Genomic DNA, 16,209 nt, shown 5'->3' with positions numbered 1-16,209 from the left:
TCCGGAGACACCCATGAACGAAATCAGTGGCAACACGCGCCTGTTCGGCATCCTGGCCGACCCCATTCACCATGTGAAGACGCCGCAGCGCATGAACGAGCATTTCGCCAAGATCGGCTATGACGGGGTTTGCGTGCCGTTTCACGCGCGGCCGGACAACCTTGCTGCCGTGGTTGAAGGCCTGCGCCGGCTGGAAAACCTGGGAGGCGTGATCGTCACGGTGCCGCACAAGACGGCCATCCTGGAATTGGCCGACGACGCCACGCCTGTCGCGCGCAAGATCGGCGCGGCCAACGTCCTGCGGCGCGAGGCCGATGGGCGTCTGGTGGCCCATATGCTGGACGGCGAAGGTTTTGTCCGTGGTCTGCGCAGTTGCGGCGTCTCGCCGGAAGGCAAGAGCGTCTATCTGGCCGGCGCGGGCGGCGCGGCCAACGCGATCGGCTTTGCACTCGTGCAGGCTGGCGTGTCGCGCCTGACCATCGCCAACCGCACGCCGGCCAAGGCCGAGGACCTCAAGGCCCGCATCCTGTCGCTGCATCCGGACGCGCAGATTTCAGTGGGCAACGCCGATCCGTCCGGCCATGACCTGGTCGTCAACGGCACGTCGTTGGGCATGAAGGAAGGCGATCCGCTGCCGCTGGACGCCAGCCGCCTGACGGCGGATCAACTGGTCTGCGAGGTCATCATGCAGCCCAAGGACACCGCGTTGCTCGTCGCAGCGCAGGCGCGAGGCTGCAAGGTCCATTACGGCGCGCCGATGCTGGCCTGCCAGATCGAACTGATGGTGGAAACGCTGGGCGTGACGGCCGCGCGCTAGGCGCGCGGCGCATATCCGGAACCCGGTGGAAAAAGATGGGCGACTACGATTTCATCATCGCGGGCGGCGGAACGGCCGGCTGCATCCTGGCCAACCGCCTCAGTGCGGATGGCAGGTATCGCGTATTGCTGCTGGAAGCCGGCCACGAGGCGCGCAGCATGTGGATTCCGATTCCAGCGGGCTTTTCCAAGCTGCTGGTCGATCCGCAATACAACTGGCGCTTTGCGACCGAGCCCGAGGACAACGTCCACGGCCGGGTCATCGCCGTGCCGCGCGGCAAGGGCTTGGGTGGATCGACGCTCATCAACGGCATGATCTACGTGCGTGGCCAGCCCCAGGATTACGACGGCTGGGTGGCGGCCGGCGCGGCAGGTTGGGGCCGCGACGTGGCCGAGCGCATCTACCGCAAGATCGAGAACTACGCGCCGGGGGGCGAGCACCGCGGCAAGGACGGGCCGATGCACCTCGAAGAGGTCGCCGAACGCTTCCCCGTGTCGGATGCCTTCCTGCAGGCCGCGCGCGAAGACGGCCAGCCGTTCAACCCGGATTACAACAGTGGCGACCAGGAAGGCGTGGGCTATTACCAGGTGCTCCAGCACCGTGGCCGGCGCTGGAGCGTCGTGGACGGCTACCTGAAACCGGCGGCCGGCCGTCGCAATCTCAGCGTCGAATGCGGCGCCCACGTCACGAGGCTGGTATTCGAAGGAAAGCGCTGCGTCGGCGTGGCCTATCGCAAGAACGGTCAGGAGCACACGGTGCGCGCGCGCCGCGAAACGTTGCTCTGCATGGGCGCGGTGCAGTCGCCGCAATTGCTCGAATTGTCCGGCGTGGGCAATCCGGCCCTGTTGAAGACGCATGGCATCGACCTCGTGCACGCGCAGCCGTCGGTGGGCGAAAACTACATCGACCACTTCGCCACGCGCATGAACTGGCGCGTCAAGAACACGGTGACCTTGAACGAGATGTCGCGCGGCTGGCGGCTGGCGCAGCAGGTGGCGCGCTATTACCTGAGCCGCAAAGGCATCCTGACGCTCGGCACGGGGTTGGTGCATGGCTTCGTGAAAAGCCGTCCCGGCCTGCCCACGCCGGACGTGCAGTTTTTCTTTGTGCACGCCAGTTACGCCAACGCGGCCGAACGCATTCTGGATCGCCACCCGGGTATGACCATCGGCGTGGCCCAGCTGCGTCCCGAGTCGGTCGGGTCCATTCACATCAAGTCGCCCGACCCCATGGCCGGACCTGCCATCCGGCCCAACTTCCTGTCCGCGCAGGTCGACCGCGATAGCCTGGTGGGCGGCATGCAGGTGGCCCGGCGCATCGTGGGCCGGCCCGCCATGCAGCGCTATGTGCAAGCGGAAATCAGCCCGGGGCCGGATGTGGACACCGACGACGAATGGCTGGATTTCGCCCGGCGCAACGGTCAGACCATCTATCACCCCATCGGCACCTGCCGCATGGGGACGGATGCGGCGGCCGTCACCGACGTGCGTTTGCGGGTCAATGGGCTGACGGGCCTGCGCGTGGTGGATGCGTCGGTCATGCCGAAAATGGTTTCCGGCAACACGCAGGCCGCTGTCATGATGGTGGCCGAACGTGGCGCCGAATTGATTCTCGAAGACGCGGCGCAGGGGTAAGCACACGCCCCTCCCACGAAAACGCGCAGGCCCGCCGTCTGCGCGTTTTTTTATCGCCGCGTTTTTTCGCGTCTGCGGCATGCGTCTTGCTAACAGCCGGCTGCGGCTGCAGACTGCAGATTCGGCTGCGCCAACTGAAAGGAGACCGTATGACTTACGACCTTTGGTATTGGGATGGCATTCCCGGACGGGGAGAATTCGTGCGCCTGGCGCTGGAAGCGGGCGGCATTCCTTATCGGGAGCGGGCGCGTGATCCGGGCGCCGACGAAGGCACGTTGATCGAGGACATGCGATCCGCCCGCAAGCATCCGCCGTTTGCCCCGCCTTATCTGGTGGCCGGAAAAATGACGCTGGGGCAGACGGCCAACATCCTGCTTTTCCTTGGCGAGAAACATGGCCTTGCCCCTGAATCGCTCGAAGGACGATTGTGGGTAAATCAGCTGCAACTCACGATCGCCGACATGGTGGCCGAAGCGCACGACACCCATCACCCCATTTCCGCCAGCGATTATTACGAAGACCAGAAGGAAGAGGCTGCTCGTCGCGCCCGGGTCTTTCGCGAAGAGCGTATTCCGAAGTTTTTGGGATACTTCGAGCGGCTGCTGGACGGGACGGATGCCTGGCTGGCGGGTGGCGGCAAATGGACATATGTCGACCTGTCCTTGTATCACCTGGTCGACGGGCTGTTGTACGCCTTTCCCAAACGCATGGCCACGGTGGCGGCGGATTATCCCAATGTGTTTGCGCTGCACGAACGCGTGACTGCGCTGCCCGAATTGCAGGCGTATTTTGCAAGCGGACGCCGTCTTCCATTTGGCGAAGGGATTTTCCGTCAATATCGCGAGCTGGATGCGGCTTGAACCCGGGATTACCCGGGTGTGCGTCATGACGACGATTTGGATTTATTTTGGACCGATCCCAAAAAACGCGATGAGTCGTGATAATTTGGGATTAATAGTATCTATTAGATACACGTGTACCAGGCACGCCGGCAAACTCACCCCTGGAGGTCACCATGCTTTGGCATACTCTTGGCCGCTTCATCCGTGGATACCGCAGTACCGACAAAGCAGATCTGCTCGGACAAATCGACGCGATCCATAAATCGCAGGCGGTCATCGAGTTTGATCTGAACGGCCACATCCTGACGGCCAACCAGAATTTCCTGGACACCATGGGCTATGTGCTCGACGAGATCCAGGGACAACACCATCGCATGTTCATCGCGCCGCAAGAGCGCGGGTCGGCGCAGTATGCGGCCTTCTGGGAAAGGCTGGGGCAGGGCGCCCATGATTCCGGCCGCTACCGGCGAATTCGCAAAGACGGATCGGATGTCTGGCTGCAGGCGTCCTACAACCCCATCTTTGACAAGCGCGGGCAGCCACTGAAGGTCATCAAGTACGCCACGGACATCACCGAGCAGCAACACCGGCAGGCGGATTCCGAAGGCCAGCTCGCAGCGATCTCCAAGGTCCAGGCGATCATCGAGTTCGAACTGGACGGCACCATCATGCGCGCCAACGACTTGTTCCTCAATGCGGTGGGCTATCGCGCGGACGAGGTGCTGGGCCGGCACCACAGCATGTTCGTACCTGCCGACGAGGCAAGAAGCACGGCCTACAAGGATTTCTGGCGCAGACTGCGCAATGGCGAACATGACACGGGTCAGTACATGCGCCTGGGCAAGGGCGGCCGCCAGGTGTGGATCGAAGCCAGCTACAACCCGATCTTCGACGCGCAGGGCTGGCCCTTCAAGGTCGTGAAATTTGCCACCGACATTACCAAGCGGTTTACGGCGGCGCAGACGTTGCAGGTCGCCGTGCAAGGCCTGACGGAGAACGCCGAACGGGCGCGGCAGGCCAACAGCCTTGCGCAGGACGCAAGCCGCGTCGCGGAAACCGGTGGCGACACGATGCGCGAGGTGGTGGCCACGATGGAAGCCATCACCGGCAGTTCGCGCCGAATTTCCGGAGTCATCGGGGTCATGGACGGCATCGCATTCCAGACCAACATCCTGGCGCTGAACGCCGCGGTCGAAGCGGCGCGCGCGGGCGAACACGGCAAGGGGTTCGCGGTCGTCGCGTCCGAAGTCCGCAACCTGGCGCAGAGCAGCGCCGCCGCCGCCAAGGAAATCAAGGCGCTCATCACGACGTCGGTCGCGCAGGTCGAAGGCGGCGCGGTGCACGTCCAGTCAGCAGGAGGAACAATGGAGGGAATAGTCGCCTCATCGCGCCGCGTCACCGAAATCATGGGTCAGGTCGTTGATGTGTCGCTCGCGCAATCGGCCAAGCTGGCCGGCGTCACCGAAGACCTGACCGAAACCCGCGTCGAGGCCACGGCACGTCTGCGCGCCGCGTGACGAGGCCGCGCCCGCGCGAAGCGGGTCCCGATTGCGCTATAAAGACGGCATTGCCGATCCTCCGGGGCCCGCGCGGGCAGTTTCCGCCGCGGGCCACGCCATTTGCCGCCGATGTCCATGACCGAATCCGAAGCCCTGGCACTTGCCACGCACCGCCACTACAAGGGCGGCCTGTATCGCTATGTTGGCACTGCCCGCCATTCCGAGACCGAGGAATCGATGGTGGTGTACGAACATCTTTGGCCGCATGCGCGCGGTCTGTGGGTGCGACCGGCCGAGCTGTTCTTTGGCAAGCTTGCCGACGGTTCGGACCGCTTCGCCGCGCTGCACCCCGCGGAGTAGGCCCGTGAGCTTTTTCTATCGGCGCGCGCCTTCGAGCGGCGCATCACCGGCACGCCCCTCCCGGCCGGCGGCCCGAGCTCAGGCCGCGGTCACGCAAGCCCTTGACGCGTTGGGCGGCCCGTTCATCGTGGCCGACCTTGAAACGACCGGCCTGTCCACTGCCAGTTGCGAAATCCTTGAATTCGCGGCGGTCAGGGTTGGCGAGGGCGGCGCCGTGGTGAACGAGTACACACAGGTCGTGCGGACCTGCGCACGCGTGCCCTCCTTCATTTCGCGCCTTACCGGCATCACGCAGGCCGAAGTCGATCGCGACGGCATACCGGTCGCGCAGGCCTTTTCTTCGTTCCTGGCGTTTGTCGAGGACCTGCCGGTGTTTTTCCACAATGCCTCGTTCGATCGGCGCTTCCTCAGCGCGGCGGCAGACCAGACGGGGATGCCTTTCTCGAACGCCACCCACTGCACGTTGGCGCTGGCGCGCCGCGCGTGGCCCGAGCTGACGTCGCACAAGCTCGACATCCTGGCGCGGCACGTGGGCGCTTCGCAGCCCACCCACCGGGCGTTGGCCGACGTGCGCACGACGGTTGCGGTTGCGCTGGCGGCCAGCGCTCGCCTGGCATCGGTGTAGCAAGGCGCCATTCCTGGGGGAGTGCTCATGTCAGACCTGGAAAAGATCCGGCTTGCCTTGCGCCAGTTCACGGCCGAACGCGAATGGGAGCAATTCCATTCGCCCAAGAATCTGGCCATGGCCCTGGCGGGCGAAACCGGCGAGCTGGTTTCGCTGTTTCAGTGGCTAAGTGAAGACGAGTCCCGAAATCTGCCTGCTGCCCGACTTGCGGATGCCGCTGACGAGATCGCCGATGTGCAGATGTACCTGGTGGCGTTGGCGGATCAACTGGGCATCGATATCTCGCAGGCGGTTGCCGGCAAGATGGTGAAGAACGCCAGCAAGTACCCTGCCGACGCGTTCCGGCGCAGCGCGCGAAAATACGACGAGCCGCCGCAAGATTAGCGCCGGGCGGTGCTGCCGCCCGGCCCGCCGCAGAGGCGTTCAGATCACTTTCTGTTCGTGGTGCACCTGGGGCGGCTCGACGAAAAAGCCGCCCACCAGCTTGCGCCATTCCTGGAAATCGGGCGACTCGCGGAAATCCACCATGTGGTTTTCGACCGTTTCCCAGTCCACCACCAGCGTGTAACGCTGCGGCTGCTCGATGCTGCGGTACAGTTCCATGCCATGGCAACCCTTGGCGCGCAGAAAAAGCGGCTTCGCCTGAGTCACACCGGCTTCGAACAGCGCTTCCTGTCCTTCGCGGACGTGGATGCTGGCAATCTCCTGAATCATGGTTTTGTCTCCAATTGAAGGGGGAGGGGGGGCAAGGCCGGGAGTAGTATGGCCGAAATTTCCGCTTCCAGTCCGATTGATGAATCACCGAGCCGTTACCTTGACTCGTCTCATTTCCCTTCGCCTGCTCTGGTATGTGGGCGTCGGCATGATCGTATTGATGTCCCTGTTCCTGCATACCCAGTTCGCGGTCGACGTGCTGCTGTCGGCCATCGCCATTTACATCCCTCTGTCGATGCTGAGCCTGCCGCTGGTGGCGTGGTTGTGCCTGTCGCGCCGCCCGCGAGCCGTCGCGTCCGGGGTGCCGCCCGCTTGGCCCGCATATCTTGCCGGCGTCACCGGCATCGCCCTGCTGGCGACCTATCAAGTTGTCGCCAATCTGAATCTGGCCGAGTGCGGGTTCCTGCTGGCCATGGTGGCCGTGGACCTGATGCTGGCGCGGCGCGAGACCGGCTGGTGGCTGCGCCTGGCGCAAGAGGGGGCTCGCCCTCTTGCGCGCTAGATATCATGCGCGAGCCGCCCGCGCGCACACCCATCCTTTGAGCTGACAGCCGGCCCGACGGCGGGTCTTCGCGCACGCTTGGCGTCATCCATACGCATGGCTGCATGGGGCCGGCATCTCCTCTTTCAGGTTTGTGTAATTCGCGCGTCCATCGGCCAGAAAGACCCGATCGTTCGTTTAACCGATACCGACCTGCCTAGGACGGCGCAATCATTCCGTACCAATACGAAAGTCCCACGCCCTGGCCCTGGACGGGCGCAGTACCTGGGGGAGTAACGGTCCGCGCCGGTCGGTCTCCGGCACCTGTGCATCCGTGCAGACGGATCAGGAGGAGCTCAAATGAAAAAGCTCGCAGCAGTCGCCGCGTTGTCATTGTTCGCCGCATCGGCTTACGCCACTGGCCCGGGCCAGGCCGGAGGTTCGGTAACCGGCCACGCCGGCGCCATCAACGGTACCGCGTCATCCATCTCCACCGGCAGTTCGGTGGTCGCCACCCAGATCAACGGTTACGGCTCATCGAGCCAGACGTCGTTCGGCAGCACGGGCGGCATCGCGGAGGTCGGCGGCACGTTCAGCCGCGACGGCACGCAAGTCGTCACCAGCACACGGCAATACGCCAATAGCGAGTCTTACGGGCATGTGTCGGGCAACGCGCCGATCATGGTCGGCGACAGCATCGCGAACGGCGGCGCCACATTCGGCAAGACGGAAACGAGCGCATCGGCGACGGGGACGTTCCATGCAGCGAACATCGGCGCTTTCGGGTCGATACACGGCATCGGCGCGGTGGGCCATGTCGGCGGGTTCAATCGCTGACCGAATTATCCGGACGGCTTCGGCCGTCCGGGCGAGGGGACATCATGAAGACCATAGTTCTAGCCATTTCCCTGTCGCTTGCCGCCATGTCGGCGGGGGCGCAGACCAGCACGTCCAGCTCCTCGACCTCGGCATCGTCCGGGTCGACCAATGCGGGCAACAACCAGGGCATCACGCTCAATTCCAGCAATAGCGGCACCAGCACGTTGCGCAGCGCGCCGCCGGTCGGCGGCCAGAGCTTCTACGGCTCGTTCTCGTCCGACAGCTGCATGGTGTCGGCGGGCGGCGGCGGTTCCGTCGTGGGATTCGGGATGAACGTTGCGATTCCGATCGAAGACCAAAAATGCAGCCTTCGCCGCAACTTCGAGCGCACGATGCAGGCGGCGGCGTCGACCAAGGACGCGGACCGCTCGCGGCGTCTGGAAACGGCAGCCATCGATATCCTGTGCCAGACCGACGACCGCACCAAGGCGGCACTGGTGGCGCAGGGACTGTGCACCAATCCGGCCTTGACGACGGCGGATCACCGGTTCGACAGCGGCGCGGTGGCGCAGGTCGCGCCGCAAACGCCCGTCCAGACCGCGGGCGCCGTGCCCGTCGCGCCCCAGGCGCAGGCGCCGCAAGGCTATCCCGTGATGTCGGCTCGCAGCGCGGCATTTACCGCGCCGCCGCTGCGCAATCCCCGCCTGGAGCGTCAGCAGTTTGCCGACCTGTATTCGCCCGGCTGAGACGGCGGGGCCGAGGCCGGGCGGCCGTGCGGGCAATCAGGGTGAAGCGGGCGGGGCTACCGCGATGGGCGCAGGCGCCTGTGCGGGCTCCGGTGCCGCCGCAATCAGCATCGTCGGCGGCGACGACACTTCGAGCTTGGCCTCGTCCAGCCGCTTGAGCACCGTGAACAGCAGCGCGCTTCGCACGCCGTACGCCGCACGGGGCGAGGACACGTAGCCCCGCGCGTTGAAGACCAGGTGGCCTGCATCGATCCCGTCCAGGAATACGTTGGGCGCAGGCGATTCCAACACGTCCTCGTGATCGGCAAAGGCCTGCAGCATCAGCTCGCGCACCTTTTCGGCATCCGTCGATAGCGGCATGGGCAGCTTGATCTGCACCAGCCCAAGCGGGTTGGACCGCGTCACGTTGCGCACCGTCTTCGTCACGAATTCGGAATTGGGCACGATCACCGTGGACCGGTCGCCCATCTGGATCTCGGTGGCGCGCACGTTGATGCGCAGGATGTCGCCTTCCACGCCGCCGAGCGACACCCAGTCGCCCACCTTCACCGGCCGCTCGGCAAGCAGGATCAGACCCGACACGAAATTCTGCACGACGGCCTGAAGGCCGAAACCGATACCCACCGATAGCGCGCTCGCAATCCACGCGACCCGTTCCAGACCGATCCCGGCCGCGGACAGCGACAACGCCACAGCCAGCACGAAACCGCCGTAGCCGAAGAGCGTCGCGGCAGACAACTGCATGCCGGGATCCAGTTCGGTCGTGGGTAGGTAGCGGTTCGAGAGCCAGCGCTTGAGCATCTTGACGCTCAGCAACGACAGCGCCAGCACGATCAGCGCCTGCAGCACCGCGCCCGGGCGGATCTGTGCCTCACCGATGGCCAGACCTTTACGCAGCTGGTCAAAGCGCTGCACCAGATCCATCGGCGCCTCGCCGAACGGCGCCAGCACCAGAATGATGGCGAGCAGCGCGATCGCCACGCGGCCAAGGCCCGACAGCAGCACCGCGGCCTGATCGCGCATGCTTGGCCCTTCGCCTTCGCCACCCTCGCGGTGCGCCGTCCCCAGCAGTGTGCTGAAACCGTCCTCGATCAGCGTGGAGGCCAGGTAGGCCGAGGCCAGCACGATCAGCACCCACAACACCTGCTTGACCAGGAAGCTGCCAAACGCCACGTAACCCGCCAGCAGGCTGGCAAGGCTGACGATCAGCACCGTCCAGATGGCGGCCAGCATCAGCGAGACCCACAGCGGGATCGGCGCTTCGCTGTCCTGCATGACCTGCCGGCGCAGGCGACGGCTGATCGCCAATACGGCGGCCAGCATCGCCATGCTCAGCACGCCCACGATGCCGGTCAGCGTAATGGTCGTCGTCAGGCTGGCGTCGAGCAGCACGGGCAACCTTTCGGCGAGCCAGATCAGGACCACCAGCACGCCCAGCGTGCCGGGGAGCCAGCGCAGGCGGTTCGCCACGATGTCGCTGACCGGGGGCAGGCGCCAGGAAGGACGCTTGGTTGACAGCAGCGCGAAGCCCAGCCCCGAAACGAACCCGCCAAAACACACGGTCGCCACCAGGTTGGTCAGGAGTGACGCGGTGCGGTCTGAAAGTTGCGACCGCCAGTCCAGGCCGGCCTGGATCAGCAAGGCGATCACGCCGGGCGTCGCGACCGACAGCGCGACGAGGGCCACGGCCAGGAAAGAACGGCGCAACCGGCCAGGCGGCACGCGCGTTGCCGTCAACTGCAGCAGGTAACGGCCAACCCAGACGCGCAGTGCAATCGCCAGACCGGCGACGACGGCGAGCAGCAGCCAGCCCCACTTGGGCGTTTGTCCGACGGCGGTGGTGAGGTCATCGCGCAGGGCTTCCAGCCGCTCCAGATCCCGGGGGAATTCCTGGCGGAATTCGGTCCAGAACTGGCCAGACAGGAAGGAATCGCGACGCTCACCCAGGCGCGCCTGGAACTGCTTGCGCCGCTGGGCCGATATCTGTTCGGCGGTCTGTCCGGCGTCTACCGACAGTAGCCGCGCCAGCTTGAGTTGCGCGTCCAGGGCGCGGCTGTTTTTCTCAAGCTGCGTGCGCTGTGCCGCCACATCGGGCGCTTCCTTGGCGCCGTCCGGCGGCGTGCCCAGTTCGCTCAGGCGCGCGGTCACGCTGGCAAGCTGGGGCGTCAGCGCCTCCGTGGCGGCATCCGCTTTCGATTGAATATCCAGCGCTTCGCCACGCTGTTTGAGCAGCACGGCGTCGTCCGTTTGGTCGGGGATCTGCTTGCGGATCTCGTCGATCTGTTTACGCGCGGCGGCCAGTACGGCTTCGGTGTCGGCTGGGGTGGCGGGCGGCGCCGCAAAGGCGGGCAGCAAGCTGAACACCAGCAGCAGCGCGGCAAGCAGCGCCGCCAGGTTGGGCGCGCGAACGAGGCGGGCGCGCATGAGCAGAGGGTACGTGGTGGGGATCATGTTCTTGGGGCGAGTTGCTCGCGTCGAGGCGGCAGCATAACAAGCCGCCCGGCTGTCCGTTGCAACAAAAATGCTGTTGCGTCCCTAAATTTCAGAGCTCATGCCTGCACGGTGAATATTGCCGTTGGCGGGCATAAAAACGGGGCCGGATTTGCGGCGCTTGGGCGTCGCCCGCGGTCGGCGATGGCCGCCCTCGCAACCCCTGTTTACGAGCCGAACGTTTGGATTCAACTCCCAGATCCTTGGGGCGCGCGCGCCGCCCGGCTCCGAGGCTTGCCCAGCACGGCATCGCACACTTCCAGCCAGGCGCGGGCGGCAAACGACAGATAGCCGGATTGCAGCCAGATATGCCCAACTTCCCACTGCATGCCGGACTTCGCCAGCTTGGCGGTGCTAAGGCCCCGAGTCTTCATCCGCTGCATCAGGGGTTCGGGAAGCAGGGCCACCCCCAGCCCTGCCGACGCCATCGCCACCAGGAAATCCCAGTGAGCGCTCTGCGCCGCGATGCTGGGCTGCAGTCCCGCATCGGCAAACGCCTGGCGCAACCGCCGGGTGATCGCGAAGTCGTCGGTGGGAATCAGCAGCCGCGCGTCGCGCAACGCGCTCAGCGGCAACGAGGTCTTTCCGGACCATGGCGCGTCGGGCGGTCCAATCACCCAAATCGGATAGCTGCCAAACGCTTGTGCAACCAGGCCGCCGTCGGGGGCGACCGGCAGGATGGTGGCTCCGACCTCCAGTTCGCCGCTGGCCACCAGGCCTTCCACGGCCTGGCCGGTCCCTTCGCGAAGTGTCAGATGAATGCCGGGATGCAATTCACGAAACCGCTTGACCACCGGCGTGAACAGCAGATTGATCATCGGAGGAATGCCCACCTCCAGCGCGCCGCGCCTCAGGTCCGCGGTTTGCCGCAGTTCTTCCGACAGCTGGCGCATGGTCTCCAGCACCTGCAGACCGCGCTGGTACATGACCCGGCCTGTATCGGTGGGGCGGGCCGTATGCCCATCGCGAATCAGTAGCGGCGTGCCGGCTTCTTCTTCCAGCTGCCGGATCATCTTGCTCACCGTGGACTGCGTGACGAACAGCGCCTTGGCTGCCTGCGTGAAGCTGGCATGGCGGACGGTTTCCACGAAATACCGCAAAGCGCGCACGTCCATGGGAAAGCTGGCCCCTTCGCGCGATGCGCGACAAAAACGCAAATGATGAAAAAAACGACTGAATGGGATGATTTTAAGTCATTACGAGATTTCCGCCCGCGTTCCTATACTGCCGAAAAATCGTTCCATCGCCCGCATCCGCGGCCCTTGGAACCTCGGGAAACGCCGCGTCAGACGGTGCCCGGGCGCTGAAGATCCTTCGCCGCGCCCGGCCCTAAGCCGCAAGCCTTTGAATTTGGAGACAACATGCCTTTCGACCGGATCCGCAACCCAGAACTGCACGCCCGGATCACCACAGCCGAACAGGCCGCCTTACTGATTCAGGACGGAATGACCGTCGGAATGAGCGGATTTACCCGGGCGGGCGACTGTAAGTCGGTGCCCGCCGCGCTGGCCGCGCGAGCCGAACGCGAGCCGCTCTCCATCACCTTGATCACCGGCGCATCGCTCGGGCACGACACTGACAAGATGCTGGCGCAGGCCAATGCGCTCGCACGGCGCCTGCCGTTCCAGGTCGACACGACCCTGCGCCGCAAGATCAATCAAGGCGAAATCGCCTTCATCGACCAGCACCTGTCCGAAACGGTGGAACAATTGCGGGCCGGTCACCTGGGCCCCATCAACGTGGCCATCATCGAGGCCGCCGCCATCACCGAAACCGGCGCGATCGTGCCGACGATGTCGGTGGGCAATTCGGCGTCGTTCGTGCAACAGGCCGACAAGATCATCGTCGAACTGAACACGAGCGTGCCCGCGGCCATCGAAGGTCTGCACGACATCTACATCCCCGGCGGTCGTCCCGCCCGCCAGCCCATCGGCCTGGTGTCGGCAGACCAGCGCATCGGCCAGCCCTTCATCGAAGTGGATCCTTCCCGCATCGCCGCCATCGTCATCACGCAAGAGCCCGACAGCCCCTCCAACGCGCTGCCGCCCGATGCAGAAACCAGCGCGATCGCGGGCCACATCAACCAATTCCTGCGCGGCGAAGTCAACGCCGGCCGTCTGACCAATTCGCTGCTGCCGCTGCAGGCTGGCATCGGCACCATCGCCAATGCGGTATTGCACGGCTTCGAGTCATCAGACTTCGAGAACCTGGTCATGTACTCCGAGGTGCTGCAGGACAGCGCCATCGAGCTCCTCGACCAGGGCAAGCTCGCATTCGCATCGGCGTCCTCCATCACCGTGTCCAAGCCGGTGTATGAAAAGATCCTCGCCAACATGGAACACTACCGCCAGCGCATCGTGCTGCGCCCGCAAGAGATCAGCAACGCGCCTGAAATCGTGCGGCGCCTTGGCATCATTGCCATCAATACGGCGCTGGAATTCGACATTTACGGCAACGTGAATTCCACGCACGTGGGCGGCACGCACATGATGAACGGCATTGGCGGCTCAGGCGACTTCGCCCGCAACGCGCATATCTCGATCTTCGTGTCCAAGTCGATGGCCAAGAGTGGCGACATCTCCAGCGTGGTCCCGATGGTGTCCCACGTCGATCACACCGAGCACGATGTCGATGTGCTGGTCACGGAATGCGGTCTGGCCGACCTGCGCGGTCTCGCCCCGCGCGAGCGCGCGCGGGCCATCATCCAGAACTGCGTGCATCCGTCTTACCGCGACGCGCTGCAAGACTACTTCGACCGCGCCTGCGAACGCGGCGGCCAGACGCCGCATCTGCTCGAAGAAGCGTTCTCGTGGCACCAGCGGTTCAACGAAACCGACTCGATGCAGCCGGTCGCCGCATCCGCCCGCAAGGTCGCCTGATGCGGGACTGAAGATTGACTGCCGCCGTCGCGGCGTCCGCCTGGGTTTCGAGCGAAGCGAACCCAGGCTGTTTGAGGCTAGGTCCTGCCGGACGCCGTGTTTTGGTCAAGGTAAAGCGGCTGCACGCTGCTTTACCTTTTTTTTACTAGGCCTCGTCCTCGGACTTGGAGGTCACCAGAGTCTGGCGCGAAATTTCCAGTTCGTCGCGCAGCCACTGCTTGAACTCGGCCAGGGGCGCCCAGTCCCGCAAGCTTGGCCGATAGACCAGGTGATAGGTCTGCGCCAATTCGTAGTGCACGCGCACCGGCGACACCTGCACAAGCCGCCCCGCGCACAGCGCATCCGCCGCCAGCAGTTCTCGGCCCAACGTAATTCCCAGCCCCTGCTCAGCTGCTTGCAGCATCATCCCCGCATCGTTGAATGACGCCACAGGCGTGACCTGCGTCGGAAATCCGGCTGCAGCAAACCAATGCTGCCATAGCTCACGTTCGCCCAGCAGCGGTTGGCGCGCCAACGTTTGGGGGGAGTTGTCGGGCAGGGCGGCCATCGTCTCGGGCGAAGCAAGCACGATGAGCGGCAAGGGCACATCGAACAGCGGCTCCGATTCCACCCCGGGCCAGGGCCCTTGCCCGATTCGAAGCGCGGCATGAAAGCCGTCGCGCAACAAGTCGACCAATTGCTGGGACGTCTCGATCTCCAACGCCAGGCCGGGATGCCGTGCGCGCCAACGCGCCATGCGCGGAAGCAACCACCGCTGGGCAAACGAAGGCAGCACGGACACCCGCAGCCTTTGCTCGCTGCCGGACGCAGCCGCGCTCGCAGCCATAAGCCCTTCATCGAGCAGCGCCATGGCGCCTTGCACGCTGCACAGAAGTGCCGCGCCCGCGGAGTTGAGGACGATGCCGCGCCCGCTGCGCTCGAAGAGCGGAAAACCAATCTGCTCTTCCAGCACCTTGATCTGCTGGCTGACCGCGCTATGTGTAAGGTGAAGGCGCTCCGCCGCAGCGCGAAGATTCTGCAATTCCGCGACAACGCGAAACGCAGGAAGCGTATTGAGGGGCAATCGCATGGCAGATCCAGGCTGGAATTCGACTGGTCATCTTAGCTTACCGATCATGCCAAAACAATTCGATTTTCAGGCGGAAATTGGGCGACTACGCTTACCAAAACGGATAAGCAAAAGGAGCCCGTGATGACCGCTCAGCCTTTCATGCCGCCTGTCACCTTGGCCGGTGCACCCCCCAAAGCCAAACTGGCCAACGCCGAACCGGTCGCCGTGCTGGAAAGCGCCCAGGCGCCAGACCGCAGTTTCATGACCCGCCTGTGGAACGCGTACTGTGCTCGCCGCAACGAGCGGCGTATGCGCAACCTCGCACAAGACATGGATACCCACCTGCTCAATGACGTGGGCGCGCCCCAATGGCTGGTGAACGAAGTCGCCCTGAGCCGCGATCTCGCACGGTTGCGCAACAATCATCACCTGCGCTGGTAAGTGGTCCCGCCCGCCGCGTCCGCCGCCTACCACCCACGGGCTTCGCACTGGTTCGCTATATATATAGAGAGAGAGAGACAGCGAATCGCGTTACCCGTGGTCGGCGGCTTCTCGCCACCGACGACACACCCAAAATTTTGCGTCACTGGCATGACAGTCCAAAATTCTGTGCTATAGTCTCGCTCCTTCGCCGCTCAGACAGTTTTGAGACGCGAAGCCAAGCAAGTGCAACAGGTAACGGGGCAACCCACTTTCACCTGCCGCAGCGGCAATCAGTAATGAGCGCCAAGCGGTTATTGCAAGGATCGACGCAAATCAGGCAGAAGCCAGTTGCAAGATCTGCATAAATTGTGCTATAGTTTTGGGCTTGGCAGTTACTGAAAAATTAGGGTTTACCCTGACGTTTCAATAACTGCTAGGGCAGGACGAAAGTCCTGGCGAGACCTGAAGAGGTCGCCGCAAGTAAGTGACGCAACGGCGTAAAGCAAAAGCGAAGCTGACTTGACAAGCGATAAAAACTTCTTCATAATCTCGTTTCTCTGCTGCAACGACAGCGACGACGCGAAAGCGAAGTTGGCCAAAGTTGAGGGCAGAAACCAGTAGTACGGAATTTAGCAGTACCGCTCTTTAACAACTAAACAACCGATAAGTGTGGGCGCTTGATGCGAGTGCAGCGATTGGGTTTCGGCCTTATCGCAAGCACAAGAAATCAAGTGCTCACTAGAAGTGAAGTACCTTAGACGTCAAGTTTAAGAACATACCTCACTTCCTTTGAGTAGCGACGTATGACCTGGTTTGAATTTATTCAGAC

At 63.8% G+C, this 16,209-nt stretch carries 16 protein-coding genes; 12 read left to right on the top strand and 4 right to left on the bottom strand.

Annotated features, from left to right (window positions below):
• Positions 1 to 13: 13 nt before the first annotated feature.
• From KVT32_RS20730 to KVT32_RS20700, 7 genes are all read left to right on the top strand, one after another.
• Positions 14 to 817 (top strand): shikimate dehydrogenase, encoded by an 804-nt coding sequence (locus tag KVT32_RS20730; protein WP_217618814.1) that lies wholly within the window; start codon positions 14 to 16, stop codon positions 815 to 817.
• Between the two features lie 35 nt (positions 818 to 852).
• Positions 853 to 2,451, top strand: a complete 1,599-nt coding sequence (locus KVT32_RS20725) for a GMC family oxidoreductase (RefSeq protein WP_152385172.1) — start codon at positions 853 to 855, stop codon at positions 2,449 to 2,451.
• Between the two features lie 149 nt (positions 2,452 to 2,600).
• Positions 2,601 to 3,311 carry a glutathione S-transferase gene (locus KVT32_RS20720; protein ID WP_152385571.1) on the top strand — a complete coding sequence of 237 codons (711 nt, stop codon included), beginning with the start codon at positions 2,601 to 2,603 and terminating at the stop codon, positions 3,309 to 3,311.
• A 155-nt stretch (positions 3,312 to 3,466) separates the two neighbouring features.
• Positions 3,467 to 4,810, top strand: a complete 1,344-nt coding sequence (locus KVT32_RS20715; protein WP_152385171.1) for a methyl-accepting chemotaxis protein — start codon at positions 3,467 to 3,469, stop codon at positions 4,808 to 4,810.
• A 117-nt stretch (positions 4,811 to 4,927) separates the two neighbouring features.
• The gene (locus KVT32_RS20710; RefSeq protein ID WP_062841788.1) at positions 4,928 to 5,152 is read left to right on the top strand and encodes a DUF1653 domain-containing protein; all 225 of its coding nucleotides are present in this window, start codon (positions 4,928 to 4,930) and stop codon (positions 5,150 to 5,152) included.
• 4 nt (positions 5,153 to 5,156) lie between these two features.
• A complete protein-coding gene (locus tag KVT32_RS20705) occupies positions 5,157 to 5,777 on the top strand; it encodes a PolC-type DNA polymerase III (RefSeq protein WP_175155013.1) in 621 nt (206 codons plus the stop codon).
• Between the two features lie 27 nt (positions 5,778 to 5,804).
• The gene (locus KVT32_RS20700) at positions 5,805 to 6,161 is read left to right on the top strand and encodes a nucleotide pyrophosphohydrolase (protein WP_152385169.1); all 357 of its coding nucleotides are present in this window, start codon (positions 5,805 to 5,807) and stop codon (positions 6,159 to 6,161) included.
• 39 nt (positions 6,162 to 6,200) lie between these two features.
• Here the strand turns inward: KVT32_RS20700 and KVT32_RS20695 are convergent, their stop codons facing one another.
• Positions 6,201 to 6,491: an antibiotic biosynthesis monooxygenase gene (locus tag KVT32_RS20695; protein ID WP_056326936.1), complete on the bottom strand. Its 291-nt coding sequence runs from the start codon at positions 6,489 to 6,491 to the stop codon at positions 6,201 to 6,203.
• 100 nt (positions 6,492 to 6,591) lie between these two features.
• On the opposite strand from KVT32_RS20695, the gene KVT32_RS20690 reads away from it, so the two are divergent.
• The 3 genes from KVT32_RS20690 (at position 6,592) to KVT32_RS20680 (ending at position 8,537) form a co-directional block, all read left to right on the top strand.
• Entirely contained in the window at positions 6,592 to 6,993 is a 402-nt protein-coding gene (locus tag KVT32_RS20690) for a hypothetical protein (RefSeq protein ID WP_254636964.1), read from the top strand.
• A gap of 339 nt (positions 6,994 to 7,332) precedes the next feature.
• Complete coding sequence (locus KVT32_RS20685; RefSeq protein WP_152385167.1) at positions 7,333 to 7,809, top strand: hypothetical protein; 477 nt, start codon at positions 7,333 to 7,335, stop codon at positions 7,807 to 7,809.
• A 44-nt stretch (positions 7,810 to 7,853) separates the two neighbouring features.
• Complete coding sequence (locus KVT32_RS20680; protein ID WP_175155011.1) at positions 7,854 to 8,537, top strand: hypothetical protein; 684 nt, start codon at positions 7,854 to 7,856, stop codon at positions 8,535 to 8,537.
• 36 nt (positions 8,538 to 8,573) lie between these two features.
• On the opposite strand, the gene KVT32_RS20675 is transcribed toward KVT32_RS20680, so the two are convergent.
• Positions 8,574 to 10,988: a DUF3772 domain-containing protein gene (locus KVT32_RS20675; protein WP_152385165.1), complete on the bottom strand. Its 2,415-nt coding sequence runs from the start codon at positions 10,986 to 10,988 to the stop codon at positions 8,574 to 8,576.
• A 227-nt stretch (positions 10,989 to 11,215) separates the two neighbouring features.
• Positions 11,216 to 12,142: a LysR family transcriptional regulator gene (locus KVT32_RS20670; protein WP_217618812.1), complete on the bottom strand. Its 927-nt coding sequence runs from the start codon at positions 12,140 to 12,142 to the stop codon at positions 11,216 to 11,218.
• Between the two features lie 246 nt (positions 12,143 to 12,388).
• Between KVT32_RS20670 and KVT32_RS20665 the strand changes: the two genes are divergently transcribed.
• Positions 12,389 to 13,906, top strand: coding sequence for an acetyl-CoA hydrolase/transferase family protein (locus KVT32_RS20665; RefSeq protein ID WP_217618811.1), 1,518 nt, complete (start codon positions 12,389 to 12,391; stop codon positions 13,904 to 13,906).
• Between the two features lie 145 nt (positions 13,907 to 14,051).
• Here the strand turns inward: KVT32_RS20665 and KVT32_RS20660 are convergent, their stop codons facing one another.
• Positions 14,052 to 14,975, bottom strand: coding sequence for a LysR substrate-binding domain-containing protein (locus KVT32_RS20660; protein WP_152385162.1), 924 nt, complete (start codon positions 14,973 to 14,975; stop codon positions 14,052 to 14,054).
• A 123-nt stretch (positions 14,976 to 15,098) separates the two neighbouring features.
• Between KVT32_RS20660 and KVT32_RS32155 the strand changes: the two genes are divergently transcribed.
• Complete coding sequence (locus KVT32_RS32155; RefSeq protein ID WP_253855184.1) at positions 15,099 to 15,398, top strand: hypothetical protein; 300 nt, start codon at positions 15,099 to 15,101, stop codon at positions 15,396 to 15,398.
• The last annotated feature ends 811 nt before the right edge of the window (positions 15,399 to 16,209 follow it).

The sequence above is a fragment of the Achromobacter sp. GbtcB20 genome, assembly GCF_019091095.1.
GTDB classification, from domain to species: domain Bacteria; phylum Pseudomonadota; class Gammaproteobacteria; order Burkholderiales; family Burkholderiaceae_B; genus Achromobacter; species Achromobacter mucicolens.
The sequence above is the reverse complement of the archived record's forward strand: the minus strand, read 5'-3'. Positions and strand labels throughout refer to the sequence as shown.

What these genes read in the sequence shown, in the direction of transcription:
- KVT32_RS20695 (WP_056326936.1), bottom strand. Translation starts at nt 6,491, where the DNA reads ATGATTCAGGAGATTGCCAGCATCCACGTCCGCGAAGGACAGGAAGCG.
- KVT32_RS20700 (WP_152385169.1), top strand. Translation starts at nt 5,805, where the DNA reads ATGTCAGACCTGGAAAAGATCCGGCTTGCCTTGCGCCAGTTCACGGCC.
- KVT32_RS20680 (WP_175155011.1), top strand. Translation starts at nt 7,854, where the DNA reads ATGAAGACCATAGTTCTAGCCATTTCCCTGTCGCTTGCCGCCATGTCG.
- KVT32_RS20725 (WP_152385172.1), top strand. Translation starts at nt 853, where the DNA reads ATGGGCGACTACGATTTCATCATCGCGGGCGGCGGAACGGCCGGCTGC.
- KVT32_RS20675 (WP_152385165.1), bottom strand. Translation starts at nt 10,988, where the DNA reads ATGATCCCCACCACGTACCCTCTGCTCATGCGCGCCCGCCTCGTTCGC.
- KVT32_RS20715 (WP_152385171.1), top strand. Translation starts at nt 3,467, where the DNA reads ATGCTTTGGCATACTCTTGGCCGCTTCATCCGTGGATACCGCAGTACC.
- KVT32_RS20710 (WP_062841788.1), top strand. Translation starts at nt 4,928, where the DNA reads ATGACCGAATCCGAAGCCCTGGCACTTGCCACGCACCGCCACTACAAG.
- KVT32_RS20730 (WP_217618814.1), top strand. Translation starts at nt 14, where the DNA reads ATGAACGAAATCAGTGGCAACACGCGCCTGTTCGGCATCCTGGCCGAC.
- KVT32_RS20685 (WP_152385167.1), top strand. Translation starts at nt 7,333, where the DNA reads ATGAAAAAGCTCGCAGCAGTCGCCGCGTTGTCATTGTTCGCCGCATCG.
- KVT32_RS32155 (WP_253855184.1), top strand. Translation starts at nt 15,099, where the DNA reads ATGACCGCTCAGCCTTTCATGCCGCCTGTCACCTTGGCCGGTGCACCC.
- KVT32_RS20670 (WP_217618812.1), bottom strand. Translation starts at nt 12,142, where the DNA reads ATGGACGTGCGCGCTTTGCGGTATTTCGTGGAAACCGTCCGCCATGCC.
- KVT32_RS20665 (WP_217618811.1), top strand. Translation starts at nt 12,389, where the DNA reads ATGCCTTTCGACCGGATCCGCAACCCAGAACTGCACGCCCGGATCACC.
- KVT32_RS20660 (WP_152385162.1), bottom strand. Translation starts at nt 14,975, where the DNA reads ATGCGATTGCCCCTCAATACGCTTCCTGCGTTTCGCGTTGTCGCGGAA.
- KVT32_RS20720 (WP_152385571.1), top strand. Translation starts at nt 2,601, where the DNA reads ATGACTTACGACCTTTGGTATTGGGATGGCATTCCCGGACGGGGAGAA.